Origin of the sequence: Myxococcus sp. CA051A (assembly GCF_013336705.1) — a bacterium.
In the GTDB taxonomy this organism is placed as follows: Bacteria; Myxococcota; Myxococcia; order Myxococcales; family Myxococcaceae; genus Myxococcus; species Myxococcus llanfairpwllgwyngyllgogerychwyrndrobwllllantysiliogogogochensis.
On the sequence record NZ_JABUMS010000021.1, the window covers coordinates 44,713 to 58,152 of the forward strand.

A 13,440-nucleotide genomic window follows, 5' to 3' on the forward strand; every position below is an offset into this window, starting at 1 on the left:
CTTGCCTTTGCCCCCCGGCTTTCGCTATCGCGGGGGGCATGACTCCTTCCCTGGTCTTCCTGGGCTCCGGTTACACGCTGACGCGACTCGCGGTGGCGCAGGCCCAGGCAGGACGAGACGTCCTCGCGGCCACGCGGGATTCCGCCCGACGCGAGGAACTGGTGCGCGCGGGTGCTCGCGTCTCCTCGCTGGAAGACGCGCTGCTCCAGACGCAGGGCGCGCACGTCGTCGTCTCCGTTCCACCCGAGGCGGGGCTCGACGGCGCCATCGCCAGCGCGCTCGCGGCCCGGCCTCCCGCGCGACTCGTGTACCTGTCCTCCACCGGTGTCTACGGCAGCGCTCGGGGAGCGGTGGACGAGGACACGCCGGTGGACGTCGCCTGGCCCTCGTCACTCGGTCGCCTGGAAGCGGAGTCGCGCTACCTGCCGCTCGGAGCGATGGTGCTGCGCATCGCCGGCATCTACGGCCCCGGGCGCGGTGCCCACTCCCGCCTGCTGTCCGGCAACCTCCGCCTGCCGGAGCGCGGAGGGCGCATCTCCCGCGTCCACGTGGATGACCTGGGCGCGGCCATCCTCGCGGGGCTCGAGCAGGGAACGCCCGGGGCCCTGTACTGCGTGGCGGATGATCGCGCCGCGCCCCTGGAAGAGACCGTCACCTGGCTGGCGCATCGGCTGGCCATGTCGGTGCCTCCGCGTGTGCCCCTGGAGACGCTGCATGAGTCCCTGCGCGGTGACAGGGCCATCTCCAATGCCCGGCTCAAGGAGCTGGGCTGGCTGCCGCGCTACCCGGACTTCACCGTGGGCTTCGCCGCGGTGCTGAAGGAGGAAGGGCGCACGAGCGGGGAGGGCGACATCGTCATCCGCCCGGTGTTTCCCGACGAGGTGGAGGCCTTCCGGGCGATGCGGCTGCGCTCGCTGACGGAGCACCCGGAGGCCTTCGGGTCCTCGTTCGAGGAGGAGTCCCAGTTCGCGCTGGAGGTGTTTCGCGGGCGGCTCGAGTCGACGGATTCGCAGCGGGTGCTGGGGGCCTACGACGGGACGCGGCTGGTGGCCGTGGTGGGCGTGCGCCGGGAGCCCCGTCTCAAGTCCGCGCACAAGGCCTTCGTCTGGGGCATGTACGTGGCCGAGGAGGCTCGCTCACGCGGTGTTGGCCGCCGGCTGCTCGTCGCCATCCTCGCCGAGGGGCGAAAGCTCCCAGGCGTCGAGCAGCTCCTCCTGGCCGTCGTCTCCGGCAACGCCGCTGCCCACACCCTGTACCGCTCCGTTGGCTTCCAGACATATGGGGTGGAGCCCCGGGCGCTGAAGATCGGCGGCGCCTATGTCGACGAGGAGCTGATGGTCCTCACGCTCTGAGTTGGCCCCAGGCGCACATCCCCGCACCCGGCCTGTCGCTTCAGGTCGAGCCCGTGACGTGTCGTTTGTTTGCGCCACCCGGCGATGGCGGGTGACAGATCCACGACGCCATGGTGTTCCAGGGAACGGAGGACGCGGAGGTGGCCTGGATGGAGGGCCGCGCTGACCGCGCTGGAGGCTTCGTGAGTATGGCCCTGTGCACCCCTGACTGGCTGCTGGAGCGAATCGCCCTGGGTGAACTGCCCTCGGACGCGCTCGCCGCCGCCCGCGCCAAGCTGGAGCAGGAACCCCACGGGGCCGCGCGGCTCGCCCGGTTGGAGTCGGACTCGCGCGAGACGCTGGCCCGTCACCCCCCCGAGTCCGTGAGCCGGGAAGTGGCTCGTCGCCTCCGCACCGCCCAGCTCCAGGCGAACGCCGCTCCGCAGCCGGAGCGCCAGGGCTGGCACGGGTGGTCCCTGAGCATGCCGGTGGCCGCGTCCCTGGTGCTGCTGTTCCTGTCCGCGCAGCAGGACGTGGTGGAGTCGCCTTCGCTGCTGCCCGTGCGCGTCGAGCTGCTCGAGACGGTGGGCATCAAGGGCGATGCCCGGTTGCTGGTGTATCGGCAGGACGCGGGAGCGCCGGAGCTGCTGTCGGACCACACGCCCGCCCGCACCGGAGATCTGCTCCAGCTCAGCTACATTTCCGGGGGCCATCGCCATGGCGTGGTGGTCTCCGTGGACGGACGAGGCGCTGTGACGCTGCATCACCCCACCACCCTGGTGGGGCCCACGAAGCTTCAGTCGGGAGACGCGGTGTCCTTGACGCATTCCTACGAACTCGATGACGCACCGGGTTTCGAGCGCTTCTTCCTCGTCACCTCGGATTCGCCGCTGGACGTGGGGTCCGTGCTGGAGGCCGCGCGCCTGCTGGCCCGTCACCCCACCGAGGCGAGCATCCGGCCGCTCCCGCTTCCGGGTACCCTGGCCCAGACATCCTTCACGTTGGAGAAAGTGCCGTGATGCCGCGGTCGCTCCTGTTCCTGTCCCTGTTGCTTCCCACGCTGGCCATGGCGGCTCCCGCCACGCCCGCGCCCGTCGCCGTCCGTCGCTTCGCGCTGCTGGTGGGCGTCAACGATGGAGGCCCTGGCCGTGCCCGACTCCGCTACGCCGTCACCGACGCGAGCTCCTTCGGCAACGTGCTGGAGGAGCTGGGCGGAGTGTTGCCTCAAGACCGGCTGATGATGCTGGAAGGAGACCGCGCGGCGCTGGAGCAGGCGCTGGCGCGCTTCAAGGCCATGGTCGGCGCGGCGAAGGCCCCGGGGGCTCGCACCGAGGCGCTCATCTACTACTCGGGCCACTCGGACGAAGAGGGCCTGCTGCTGCACAAGGACCGCTTCGGCTACCGCGAGCTGCGTCAGGCGCTGGAGCAGCTCCCCGCCGACGTGCGCATCGCCATCCTCGACTCGTGCGCCTCCGGCACGCTGGCGCGCCAGAAGGGCGGCGTGCGCCGTCCCGCCTTCCTCGTCGACACGTCCTCCGCCGTGCGCGGCCACGCCATCCTCACGTCCTCCTCCGAGGACGAGGTGTCGCAGGAGTCCGACCGCATCGGCGGCTCGTTCTTCACGCACAACCTGGTGTCGGGCCTGCGCGGCGCCGCCGACTCCACGGGCGACGGGCGCGTCACGCTCCACGAGGCCTACCAGTTCGCCTTCCACGAGACGCTCGCGCGCACCGAGCGCACGCGCGCCGGCGCCCAGCACCCCGCCTATGACATCGAGCTGGCCGGCACGGGCGAGCTGGTGATGACGGACCTGCGCACCACGTCGGCCGTGCTGGTGATGGGCGAGGGCGTCGAGGGACGCCTGTACGTCCGTGACGAGCCCGGACGTCTGGTGGTGGAGCTCAACAAGCTGGCGGGCCGCGCCACGGAGCTGGGCCTGCAGCCCGGTCGCTACACGGTGATGCGCGAGTCGCGCGGCGCCAGCTCCCAGGCCGCGCTGGTGGTGGGCGAAGGCGGGCGCACGGTGCTCGCCGACACCGCCTTCGTGCCGATGGCGGGCGAGCTGACCGCGATGCGCGGCGGCGCTCCCGTCGCGGGCGCGGGCTCGCAGCCGATGGTGACGCCGGTGGACCGCGCGGGGCACACCTACCGCTTCCTGAACCTGGGGCTCGCTCCGAAGCTCCAGACCAACGACCTCTTCGGCGCGAATGGCGAGGTGGACAACGCCCTCTCCGTGTCGCTGGGTGTGGCGAGCCTGGGACGGCTGGATGGCTTCGCGATGGCGCTGGGGGCGAACTGGAACTCGGACTCCATCCGCGGCGTGCAGACGGCCATCGGCGGCAACGTGGTGCGCGGCGAGGTGGACGGCATGCAGCTCGCCGTGGGCGGCAACTGGGCCAGTGGGCCGGTGGGCGGCATGCAGCTCGCCGTGGGCGTCAACGTCGCGCGGCAGGGCGGAACGCTGGGCCAGCTCGCGGTGGGCGCCAACGTGTCCAGCACGTCGATGTCCGGCACGCAGATGGCGGTGGGTTCCAGTTGGGTGGATGGCGATTTCGAGGGTTACCAGGCCGCGGTGGGCCTCAGCATGGTGCGCGGCAAGATGTCCGGCGTGCAGATGTCGGTGGGCATGAACTGGGCCGATTCGGCGCGCGGCGCGCAGCTGTCGCTCATCAACATGGGCGGTGACGTGGACGGCATGCAGCTGGGCCTCATCAACGTCGCGGGGAAGATGAACGGCGTGCAGCTGGGCCTCATCAACGTGGTGAAGGACCTGGAATCCGGCGTCCCGGTGGGCCTCTTGAACATCGTGAGCAACGGCCAGTTCCACGTCGAGGCGTACGGCAGCGACGTCAACTACGCCAACGTCGCGCTCAAGGTCGGCAGCCGCTACCTGTACACCACGCTCGTCGTCGGCATGGGCTCCACGGCGAACGCGCGCGGCCCCAGCCACTGGACGACGGGTGTGGGCATCGGCGGCCACGTGCCGCTGACCGAGCGCTTCTTCTTCGACGTGGACGTGGTGACGAACAACATCCACGAGTGGGGTGGCGCGTTCGAGGGCAACCGGCTGCTGCACCAGGCCCGGCTGATGGCGGGCTTCCAGCTGGCCTCCCGTTTCGCCATCATCGCCGGCCCTACCTTCAACGTCATGCACACCACGGACGGTGAACCCGTGACGTCGCTCAGCCAGTTCTCCAAGACCTCCGACCGGGACGTCCTGTTCTGGCCTGGAGTCCAGGTAGGTCTGCGTCTCTGATGGACGGTGTCCGGAGTGGAGCGGATGGCTCCCATCAGCCGGACGAAATCGAAGCCCCCCAGAACGCCTTTCCAGCCGGTGCTTACCGGTGAGAGGCTGGCCGAACGGCCGTTGGATGGCCGGGCAATCCTTGCCCTGGGGGCACGATGTCCAAGTTGCTGTTCGCGGCATTCAACGAGGGCGCCAAGCTCTCGATGACCGGCCAACACGAAGCCGCGATCTCCGCCTTCGACAAGGTCCTCGCCGTGGACCCCAAGCACTTCCCGGCCCTCACCGCGCGGGGCTCCTCGCTCGCACGGCTGGGCCGCACCGAAGAAGCCCTGCGCTGCTTCGAGCGCGCCATCGACGTGGACCCGTCCGCCGCGGACCCGCATCGCGACGCCGCCCTCTGTCAGCTGGAGCTGGGAGAGCCGGAGGCCGCCGCGCAGCTGATGGAGCGCGCCATCCAGCTCAACGCGGACCCTGGCTACCGCGAGGCCTCCGCCATCGAAGTCTATGAGCGGGGCAACGCGCTGCTCACCCGGGGCCCTCGGCGCCCGGACAAGGCGCGCTACCGGCAGGCCCGCCACACCTTCGAGCTGGCCCTGGAGCTGTCTCCCGCCTACGTCGAGGCCGCCAAGGCCCTGGCCGACGTGTGGGAGCACCTGGGCGACACCGCCCAGCGAGACCACTACGCCCAGCTCGCCCTGCGCCTGCGGCCCGTGGGGGGCTGAGCGAGCGACGGAACAGGGGGCCGCGCGCCCCGACGCGCGCTCATCCCCGTCCTCGAAGGGATGGCGCCCTTCGTGGACGCATTGCTCCGCTCCCGATGTTACCCATCCGCGCGGGCATTCCGCGCTACAATTCCAGATTAATACGAAAACACTGCCCGGAGAATCCAGAAGATGATTGTCATGCTCGAGCCGGACTCCCCCGAGTCCGTGGTGTCCGCCGTCCTCCAAGCCGCCTCTCAGTACAAGGGCGTGACGCCTCGGCCTCACGTCATGGAGGGCGCGGAGTACACCGTGACGGAGGTGTACCTGCTGGGCCCCACCGCGCAGATTCCCACGGAGGTCTTCGAGCAGATTCCGGGCGTGCGGCAGGTGGTGCGCGTCTCGCAGAAGTACCGCGTCATCGGCCGGCACAAGGGCCAGCGGGCGTCCACGGGCTTCGACTACAACGGCGTGACGTTCGACGAGCGCTCGGTGCAGTTGTTCGCCGGCCTGTGCGCGGTGGACACGAAGGAGAACGTGGATTCGATGATGGCGGCGCTCGCGCGCTGCGACATCCGCACCACGCGCATGGGGGCGTACAAGCCGCGCACCAACCCGTACGAGTTCCAGGGGCTGGGTGCCGCGTGCCTTCCGTGGGTGTTCGAGTCCGCGGGCAAGCACGGCATCAAGGTCGTCGCCATGGAGGTGACGCACCCCCGGCACATCGACGAGATTCGCGACGCGCTGGAGCGCTCGGGCAACGCCACGGGCGTCATGCTCCAGGTGGGCACGCGCAACGCGCAGAACTTCGAACTGCTCAAGTCCATTGGCCAGCAGCGCGTCTTCCCCGTGCTCTTCAAGCGCGGCATGGGGATTACGTTGGAGGAGTCCCTCAACGCGTGCGAGTACATCGCGAGCGAGGGCAACCCCAAGATTGTCTTCTGCCTCCGCGGCGTGAAGACGCACCTGGGTGACCCGCACCGCAACATGGTGGACTTCGCCCACGTGCCGGTGGTGCGCCGGCTCACACGCATGCCCGTGTGCGTGGATCCGTCGCACGCCATTGGCCGCGCGGACGCGCCGCCGGACGGCCTGCCGGACATCTTCCACTCCATTGGCCAGGGCCTCATCGCGGGCGCGTCCATGGTGCTGGTGGACTTCCACCCGCACCCGGAAGCGGCCCTGTGCGACGGCCCGCAGGCGCTGCGACTGGAGCAGCTCGCGTCGCTCCAGCGCTACACGCAGATCGTCCGCGAGGCGTACCTGTCCGTCGTGAAGAACGGCGACGGCAGCCAGCTCATCCCGGCGTAGCGGCTCAGGCCACGCCGTAGCTGCCGAGGACCCGTAGGGTGATGCAGGCCGCCTGTGCGGCCTCCACCGCTTCACGCACCCGCGGGTCCTCCAGCGCGCCGTCCACGTCCAGGCACCACACGTACTCCCACGCGCGGCGCTGGGGCCGGGACTCCAGGCGGGACACTTCCAGTCCCCGTCCGGAGAAGGCCCCCAGCACGCGGTACAGCGCGCCGGGCTCGTTCTGGACGGTGAAGGCCAGCGCCGTCTTGCGCCGCTTCCACGCGCGCGGCGGCGCGACGCCCACCGTGACGAAGCGCGTGTGGTTGTCGGGCGAGTCCTCCACGCCTTCTTCCAGCACCGTCAGTCCGTACAGCTCCGCGGAGACGCGGCTGGCGATGGCGGCCGTGCGCGGCGGGGCCTGCTCGGCGACCTTGCGCGCGGCGACGGCGGTGTTGGCCTCCGCCACGGGCTGGATGCCGCGCCGTCGCAGGTAGCCCGCGCACTGCGCCAGTGCCTGGGGATGTGACAGGGCCCGCTCGACGTCCTCCAGCACGAGGCCCGGCGGCGCGACGAGGCAGTGGTGGATGCGCAGCGACAGCTCGCTGGAGATCTGCAGGTCATGCTCCAGCAGCAGGTCCACGTTCTCCACCACGGGCCCGCCCAGCGAACTCTCCACGGGGAGCACGCCTGCCTCCACGCGGCCCTCCGCCACCGCCTCGAAGACGGCGCGGAAGGTGGGGCAGGGGATGGCCTCCACGTCCGGTCCGTAGAGCGCGCGCAGCGCCTCTTCTCCATACGCGCCGTGCTCTCCCTGGAAGCCGACGCGGCGCCTGGACTGCTCAGCCATGGCTCCCCTCGGCGCGGCCATACGTCCCCAGCACGCGCAGGAAGGAGGTCAGCGGTCGGATGTCCTCCAGCGCGGCCGTCAGCGGCGCGGAGGCCGCGTGCCCCTCCACGTCCACGTAGAAGCGGTACTGCCACGGGCTGCCCGGAATGGGACGCGACTCCAGCTTGCTCAGATTGACGCCGCGCAGGGTGAGCCGCTGGAGCATCTCCCCCAGCGTGCCCGGCTTGTGCTCCAGCACCATCAGCAGCGACGTCTTACACGGCACGCCCGGGGCCAGCGGCGTGGCCTCGCGGCCCACCTCCACGAAGCGCGTGTAGTCGAACTCCGGCTGCAGCTCCCGCGCGAGCACCTCCAGGCCGAAGCGCTGCGCGGCCGTCTCGCTGGCGATGGCGGCGACGGTGGCGTCGTTGCGCTCACGCACCTTCTGCGCCGCGCCCCCTGTGTCCGCGTCCGGCACCGCGCGCGCCCACGGCAGCTTCTCACGCAGGAACGCCTCGCACTGGGCCAGGGCCTGCGGATGGGAAATCACCTCGCGCAGACCCTCCAGCTTCGCGCCCGGCAGGCCCAGCAGCCGATGGTCCACCTGACTCACCAGCTCCGCGGTGATGACCACGCCGCCCTCGGCGAGCAGGTCATACGTCTCGTTCATGCTGCCGGCGGTGGTGTTTTCAATCGGCAGCAGCGCCAGGTCCATCTCCCCGCGACGCAGCGCCTCCACCAGGTCGCGCGAGTGGTCGAACCCGGTGAGCAGCACGCCCCCGGCGCGGCCCGTATAGCGGCGACGCGCGGCCAGGTGACTGTACGAGCCTTCGACGCCCGGATACCCCACGCGCAGCGGGGTGGTGTCCAGCCGCGTGACGAGCGCCTGCTGGCGCGCGACGGACATGTCGATGACCAGCCGCCAGAAGCGCTCCACCTCGTGCGGGTCCAGGCCGTGCTCGGCGGCGCGGGTGCGGATGCGGCGCAGCAGGAGGTCCTCGCGACGCTGGTCCCTGAACGGCGCGGCCGTGGCCAGCTTGGAGCGGGCCACGTCATCGGCCAGGTCCATGCGGCGGCGGAGCGCGTCGAGGATCTCCTCGTCGATGTTCTCGATGGCGGTCCGCAGCGCGTCCAGGTCCAGCGGCGACGTCATCGCGCGGACTCCGCCAGGTTCCGGGACATGAGGTGGTGCGGTCCGATGCCCGGCAGCTCGAACGCGTCTCCATGCTGCACGAAGCCCAGCGAGCGATAGAAGCCCGAGGCCGTCGACCGCGCGTTGCACCACAGCTGCGTGCCCTTCTGTGTCACGGCGTGCTCCATGCAGGCCTTCAGCAGGGCCGCGCCCAGGCCCTGTCCCTGTCGTCCCTGCTCCACGGCCATGCCCCGCAGGCGCCAGGCGGTGATGGCCTTCAGCGCGTAAGGTGGCGGCTCCCGGTACAGGGAGGCCACTCCGAGCAGGCGGCCTTCCGCATACAGGCCCAGATGGAGGGTGTCCTTGTCGTCATCCCCTGGATAGACGACGGCCTCGGGAGGCTGGTGGGGGCGGAGGACGGCGCGGCGCAGCCCGCGGGTCTCGTCGGCTGGAATCCGGCGGATTTCTGATGAGCTCACGATTCGAGTATGCCGGTTTCCGACCTCGTGCGTCCTCATTCCGTGGAAGCCGACGAGGAGGTCGTTTCACCGTGAAGGGTACCGCCATCCTGGAGGAGCCTGGAAGCCCAGCGCGCGCCGTGGCCGCGTTGGATTTCGACGCGCTCCTGGAGGCGGAGCAGGGCGTGTTGCTGCGGCTGGCTCGGCGGTTGGTGTGGGATGGGGAGGAGGCGAGGGACCTGGTGCAGGCCGCCCTGGCTGATGCCTACGAGAAGCGTCATTTGCTGAGGGACGCGAAGGCCGGGCCCGCCTGGCTGCGCCGCATCCTGGTGTCGCGGGCCATGGGCCACTTGCGGCGGCGGCGCGTGTGGAACGTGCTGCGTGAAGCCCTGGACTGGGGGACGCCGCTGGACCTCTCTCCGGAGGAGCGTTTCGTCGGCGCCGAGCGGTGGCGGGCGTTGGGCCGCGCGGTGCGAGCGCTCCCCGCGCAGCAGTCCACGGCCTTCACCCTGCGCTACCTGGAAGGTTTGGAGCTGGACGCCGTCGCGGAGGCGATGGGCATTGGCCGGGGCACCGTCCGCATCCACTTGTATCGCGCACTCAAGAAGCTCAAGGCCGAACAGGCCCTGGAAGGAGACACGCCATGAGATGCCACGACGTGGCCACCGCCCTCCTGGAGTCCTCGCCACCGTGGCCTCCGGAAGCGCGGGTCCACCTGGAGGGCTGTGAGGACTGTCGCACGCTGGCCGCCGTGCATGCCTCGGCGTCCGGGCTGCGCCTGCCCCAGCCGCCGCCCCTGGCCCCCGTGCCTCGCGAGGCCGTGCTGCGGGAAGTGCGTCGCCGCAAGGTGCGCCGTCGCGCCGTCGCGGGGGTCGTCGCCTCCTTCTGTGTCGGTCTGGTGACGTGGCTGTCGGGCCCCGGGGCTCCGCCCTCACCAGGGGCCCCCGCGCTCCACGAGGCGCGGGTGGAAATGCCCGACGAGTCTGGCACCGCGCCGCATCCCGAGCTGGGCCTGCGTCGCGCCGAGGGGGCCGACGACGTCGACCTGGACTCCGTGGCCCGGGCCGTTCGCGCCGAGCGCGGCTCGCTGTCGTGGCTCGTCACGGAGGTGCGCGGCTACTCGCGCCGAGACGTGGTGTTCCGCGACGACACCTACAAACCTTTTGGGACGATGGCCGCGTGGCTGCGTCCCCCTGATTCCCGCGCGCTGGAAAACCCGCCGTTCCGAACGGCGGTCCTCCCACTCAATCCACAGGAGTCGTTGCCATGAAGAAGACACCCGTTGCCACGCTGCTCACGGCCGCGCTGGCCCCGCTGCTGCTGTCGCCCATGTCCGCCCTGGCCCAGCCGGAGGATGACTTCGTCCTCCACCGCCAGGGTCCTGGCGCCCCCATGATTCACCACGTGGGGCCCGGCGGAGGCGCGCTTCCTCCGGGACAGTTCCCCGCCGCCGCTCACGGTATCCCCCCGCACCTGGTGGAGAAGCTGGGTGTTCCGCGCGAGGTGGCCAAGCAGGTGCAGGAGCTGACGTTCGATGCCAACGAGGCCATCATCCCGCTGGAGGCGGACCTGAAGCGGGCGCAGCTCCAACTGGAGCGCCTGTTGAGCGCGGACTCCACCGACGAGAACGCCGTGCTCAAGCAGGTGGACGAGGTGGGCCGCGCGGAGACGGCGGTGCGCCGCAACCGCCTGGGGTTGATGGTGCGCATCAAGAAGCTGCTCGGCCCCGAGCTGTGGCGCAAGCTGGAGGCGGAGCTGGGCACGGTGCGCATCCAGAAGCGCATCGAGATTCGCAAGGGTCCTCCGGGTGACGGTGAGGCCGGAAGCCCCCCGCCGCCGCGCAAGCCGTAGCGTTCCGGACAGACGCGGGCCCATTCGACCTGCCCCTCCAAGGTGTCGCGGATGGGCCCGCGTATCCTGGGCGTCATGGCCAACCTTCCGGACCATGAGCGTCAGCTGGAGGAGGATGCCGCCCAGCTCCAGCGCCTGGGGTATGCGCAGCAGCTCTTGCGCGGCATGGGCGGCTTCTCCAACTTCGCCGTCTCCTTCTCCATCATCTCCATCCTCACCGGAGCGGTGACGCTCTACGGCCACGGGCTGCGCTTCGGCGGGCCCTTCGTCATGGGCGTGGGCTGGCCCCTGGTCGCGGTGATGACGCTGGCGGTGGCGGCGAGCCTCGCGCAGCTCGCGTCGTCGTTCCCCACCGCGGGCGCGCTCTACCACTGGGCCGCGATGCTGGGCGGCCCCCGGGTGGGCTTCTTCACCGCGTGGCTCAACACGCTGGGCCAGTTCGCAATCACCGCGGGCATCGACTACGGCCTGGCCGAGTTCCTCGCGGACATGCTCGGTTGGCCTCGCGAGCGCGCCTCGGTGCTGCCCCTCTACGCGGCCATCCTCCTGTCCCACGCGGTGCTCAACCACGTAGGCGTGCGCGTCGTCGCGTGGCTCAATGACTTCTCCGCCTGGTACCACGTCGCGGGCGTCGCGGTGCTCATCGGCGCGCTCGCGGTGTTCGCTCCGAAGCAGGACGCGGCCTTCCTGCTCACGCGCTTCAGCTCGGAGACGCCGTGGTACGCCTACGGCTTCCTCATTGGCCTCTTGCAGGCGCAGTGGACCTTCACGGGCTACGACGCCAGCGCGCACATCTCCGAGGAGACCCGAGACCCCACGCGCAACGCCCCCTGGGGCATCTTCCTGTCCGTGGCCGTCAGCGCCGTGGCGGGCTACCTGCTCCTGGGCGCGGTGACGCTGGCCATCCAGGACCTGCCGACGACGGCCGCCGCGGCCAATCCGTTCCTGTACGTGCTGACGCAGGCGCTGGGCCCCTCGCTCGGGGGCGCGCTGGTGTGGGTGGCCATTGGCGCCATGTGGTTCTGTGGACTGTCCTCGGTGACGTCCAACTCGCGCATGCTGTTCGCCTTCGCGCGCGACAACGGGCTGCCCGCGTCGAAGTGGCTGGCCCAGGTGTCGCCGCGCTTCCGGAGTCCCGCCGTGGCGGTCTGGGTGTCCGTGGCGGGCTCGGGACTGGTCGCCCTGTGGGCGGAGGCGTACGCGGCCATGGTGGCGCTGAGCACGCTGGCGCTCTACGCGTCCTACGCCTTGCCCGTCTGGGTGGGCTTGCGCGCCCGCCGCGCCGGCACGTGGTCCCACCGGGGGCCGTGGGACCTGGGCCGCGCGTCGCCGTGGGTCAACGGCGTGGCGCTGACGTGGAGCGCGGTGGTGATGGTGCTGTTCGTGCTGCCGCCCAACCAGCTCGCCGGCTACACGTTCGCCGGCGCGCTGGTGCTGCTGGGGCTCTACTGGGGCTTCTTCCAGCGCCACACCTTCACGGGGCCCCAGGTGACGCTGCTGAGGCCTCCCGCGTCCAGGGCTACTTCGGCAGCGCCGTCTTCCCCATCTTCAGGATGAGCTTGAAGTGCTCGGCGGTGACGGAGGCCACGCTGAGCCGGCTGCGGGTGATGAGCGGGAAGTCCTTCAGCGTGGCGGTGGCCTTGACGGTGGCCAGGTCCACGGCCTGCTTGAAGGGGAGGAGGGCCGCCACCTTCACGGAGGCCCAGTCCTCGTCGGGCGCCGTGGAGTCGGGACCCGCGGAGGTGAGCACCTTCGCAATGCCGACCACGGCCTTGCCTTCATTGGAGTGGTAGTAGAGGCAGAGGTCGCCGGGCTTCATCGCCCGCAGGTTGTTGCGCGCCTCGAAGCTGCGGATGCCCGTCCACTCCGTCTGCTTGTCCTTCTCGAGCTGCGCGTACGCGTAGACCGACGGCTCGCTCTTGATGAGCCAGTACTGGGGGTTCGCCATGGCGGCGCACCATAGAGCAGCACGGCCGCTAGTGCAGCCAACGCGACGGTGCGCCGGGACTCCCGGGCGATGTGCTCGAGTCGTCCACGCTCCCCGTCGTCACCCGCACCTCCAGCAGGGTGCGCTCGACGGACCGGAGCCCCGAGGCCAGGGCGAGCGCCACGCCCTTCGGGTCGTGGAACGTGGACCCACCCCCGGTGTTTCCCCCGGTCAGCGCGGACTCGAGCAGGGCGACCTCCTGCTCCCACAGGTCCGTGAGCAGCGGGTCCAGGCGGGGCAGGACGTCGAGCAGGGCCTCCGAGGACACGTGCAGCTCCTGGAGGATGCGCTCGACCTGCTCCTGTCGGGTCTCCACGAAGGCCGCCACCTTGGTCTCCGGGGTGGGCGCTCGCGCGACTGCCTGCTCTATCCGCGCGAAGGCATCACACCAGACCTGCCTCACCACCACCGCGAACAAGGCCTCCTTGCTCTCGAAGTGGCCGTGGACGCGCCCCGGCTCCAGGCCCGCGCGCCGGGCGATGTCCTCCAGCGAGGAGGCGGAGAAGCCGAGCCGGGCGAAGCTCTCCGTGGCGGCGGCGAGGATGGCGGTGCGGTGCTCGGTGCTCATGGTCTTGTTCGGGGTCTCGAGGGTGAGGACTGCAAACGGCTGTGCG

At 70.6% G+C, this 13,440-nt stretch carries 14 protein-coding genes; 9 read left to right on the top strand and 5 right to left on the bottom strand.

Features of this window, described 5'->3' with window-relative positions:
* Window positions 1-38 precede the first annotated feature (38 nt).
* The 5 genes from HUA74_RS38875 to HUA74_RS38895 all read left to right on the top strand — a co-directional run bounded on the left by HUA74_RS38875 (window position 39) and on the right by HUA74_RS38895 (window position 6,590).
* Entirely contained in the window at window positions 39-1,352 is a 1,314-nt protein-coding gene (locus HUA74_RS38875) for a GNAT family N-acetyltransferase (RefSeq protein WP_141645297.1), read from the top strand.
* 188 nt (window positions 1,353-1,540) lie between these two features.
* Window positions 1,541-2,350 carry an ActD protein gene (locus tag HUA74_RS38880; protein ID WP_141645317.1) on the top strand — a complete coding sequence of 270 codons (810 nt, stop codon included), beginning with the start codon at window positions 1,541-1,543 and terminating at the stop codon, window positions 2,348-2,350.
* Window positions 2,350-4,587: a caspase family protein gene (locus HUA74_RS38885; RefSeq protein ID WP_174458626.1), complete on the top strand. Its 2,238-nt coding sequence runs from the start codon at window positions 2,350-2,352 to the stop codon at window positions 4,585-4,587. The genes HUA74_RS38880 and HUA74_RS38885 overlap by 1 nt, the downstream gene beginning before the upstream one ends.
* Window positions 4,588-4,733: 146 nt before the next feature.
* Window positions 4,734-5,300 carry a tetratricopeptide repeat protein gene (locus HUA74_RS38890; protein WP_174458627.1) on the top strand — a complete coding sequence of 189 codons (567 nt, stop codon included), beginning with the start codon at window positions 4,734-4,736 and terminating at the stop codon, window positions 5,298-5,300.
* Window positions 5,301-5,471: 171 nt separating this feature from the next.
* A complete protein-coding gene (locus HUA74_RS38895; protein WP_141645300.1) occupies window positions 5,472-6,590 on the top strand; it encodes a 3-deoxy-7-phosphoheptulonate synthase in 1,119 nt (372 codons plus the stop codon).
* A 4-nt stretch (window positions 6,591-6,594) separates the two neighbouring features.
* Here the strand turns inward: HUA74_RS38895 and pheA are convergent, their stop codons facing one another.
* From pheA to HUA74_RS38910, 3 genes are read right to left on the bottom strand one after another with little or no spacing between them, the layout of a single operon-like run.
* Window positions 6,595-7,419 carry a prephenate dehydratase gene (pheA, locus tag HUA74_RS38900; protein WP_174458628.1) on the bottom strand — a complete coding sequence of 275 codons (825 nt, stop codon included), beginning with the start codon at window positions 7,417-7,419 and terminating at the stop codon, window positions 6,595-6,597.
* On the bottom strand, window positions 7,412-8,551 hold the full coding sequence (locus HUA74_RS38905) for a bifunctional chorismate mutase/prephenate dehydratase (protein WP_141645302.1): 1,140 nt from the start codon (window positions 8,549-8,551) through the stop codon (window positions 7,412-7,414). The genes pheA and HUA74_RS38905 overlap by 8 nt, the downstream gene beginning before the upstream one ends.
* A complete protein-coding gene (locus HUA74_RS38910) occupies window positions 8,548-9,009 on the bottom strand; it encodes a GNAT family N-acetyltransferase (RefSeq protein WP_174458629.1) in 462 nt (153 codons plus the stop codon). The genes HUA74_RS38905 and HUA74_RS38910 overlap by 4 nt, the downstream gene beginning before the upstream one ends.
* Before the next feature lie 71 nt (window positions 9,010-9,080).
* Between HUA74_RS38910 and HUA74_RS38915 the strand changes: the two genes are divergently transcribed.
* The 4 genes from HUA74_RS38915 to HUA74_RS38930 are packed head-to-tail and all read left to right on the top strand — an operon-like array spanning window position 9,081 to window position 12,396.
* Window positions 9,081-9,635, top strand: a complete 555-nt coding sequence (locus HUA74_RS38915; protein WP_141645304.1) for an RNA polymerase sigma factor — start codon at window positions 9,081-9,083, stop codon at window positions 9,633-9,635.
* Window positions 9,632-10,258 carry a hypothetical protein gene (locus tag HUA74_RS38920; RefSeq protein ID WP_174458630.1) on the top strand — a complete coding sequence of 209 codons (627 nt, stop codon included), beginning with the start codon at window positions 9,632-9,634 and terminating at the stop codon, window positions 10,256-10,258. Before HUA74_RS38915 ends, HUA74_RS38920 begins: the two co-directional genes overlap by 4 nt.
* On the top strand, window positions 10,255-10,839 hold the full coding sequence (locus HUA74_RS38925; protein WP_141645306.1) for a periplasmic heavy metal sensor: 585 nt from the start codon (window positions 10,255-10,257) through the stop codon (window positions 10,837-10,839). Before HUA74_RS38920 ends, HUA74_RS38925 begins: the two co-directional genes overlap by 4 nt.
* 51 nt (window positions 10,840-10,890) lie before the next feature.
* Window positions 10,891-12,396: an amino acid permease gene (locus HUA74_RS38930; protein WP_246137419.1), complete on the top strand. Its 1,506-nt coding sequence runs from the start codon at window positions 10,891-10,893 to the stop codon at window positions 12,394-12,396.
* Here HUA74_RS38930 and HUA74_RS38935 read toward each other — a convergent pair.
* Complete coding sequence (locus HUA74_RS38935; protein ID WP_141645307.1) at window positions 12,359-12,787, bottom strand: EVE domain-containing protein; 429 nt, start codon at window positions 12,785-12,787, stop codon at window positions 12,359-12,361. The two genes, HUA74_RS38930 and HUA74_RS38935, sit on opposite strands and share 38 nt — an antisense overlap.
* A 28-nt stretch (window positions 12,788-12,815) precedes the next feature.
* Entirely contained in the window at window positions 12,816-13,394 is a 579-nt protein-coding gene (locus HUA74_RS38940; protein ID WP_174458631.1) for a TetR/AcrR family transcriptional regulator, read from the bottom strand.
* Window positions 13,395-13,440 lie beyond the last annotated feature (46 nt).

Bases quoted from the DNA above. Each gene is read 5' to 3' on its own strand.
- HUA74_RS38875 (WP_141645297.1), top strand. From the start codon at position 39: ATGACTCCTTCCCTGGTCTTCCTGGGCTCCGGTTACACGCTGACGCGA.
- HUA74_RS38880 (WP_141645317.1), top strand. From the start codon at position 1,541: ATGGCCCTGTGCACCCCTGACTGGCTGCTGGAGCGAATCGCCCTGGGT.
- HUA74_RS38885 (WP_174458626.1), top strand. From the start codon at position 2,350: ATGCCGCGGTCGCTCCTGTTCCTGTCCCTGTTGCTTCCCACGCTGGCC.
- HUA74_RS38890 (WP_174458627.1), top strand. From the start codon at position 4,734: ATGTCCAAGTTGCTGTTCGCGGCATTCAACGAGGGCGCCAAGCTCTCG.
- HUA74_RS38895 (WP_141645300.1), top strand. From the start codon at position 5,472: ATGATTGTCATGCTCGAGCCGGACTCCCCCGAGTCCGTGGTGTCCGCC.
- pheA (WP_174458628.1), bottom strand. From the start codon at position 7,419: ATGGCTGAGCAGTCCAGGCGCCGCGTCGGCTTCCAGGGAGAGCACGGC.
- HUA74_RS38905 (WP_141645302.1), bottom strand. From the start codon at position 8,551: ATGACGTCGCCGCTGGACCTGGACGCGCTGCGGACCGCCATCGAGAAC.
- HUA74_RS38920 (WP_174458630.1), top strand. From the start codon at position 9,632: ATGAGATGCCACGACGTGGCCACCGCCCTCCTGGAGTCCTCGCCACCG.
- HUA74_RS38925 (WP_141645306.1), top strand. From the start codon at position 10,255: ATGAAGAAGACACCCGTTGCCACGCTGCTCACGGCCGCGCTGGCCCCG.
- HUA74_RS38930 (WP_246137419.1), top strand. From the start codon at position 10,891: ATGGGCCCGCGTATCCTGGGCGTCATGGCCAACCTTCCGGACCATGAG.
- HUA74_RS38935 (WP_141645307.1), bottom strand. From the start codon at position 12,787: ATGGCGAACCCCCAGTACTGGCTCATCAAGAGCGAGCCGTCGGTCTAC.
- HUA74_RS38940 (WP_174458631.1), bottom strand. From the start codon at position 13,394: ATGAGCACCGAGCACCGCACCGCCATCCTCGCCGCCGCCACGGAGAGC.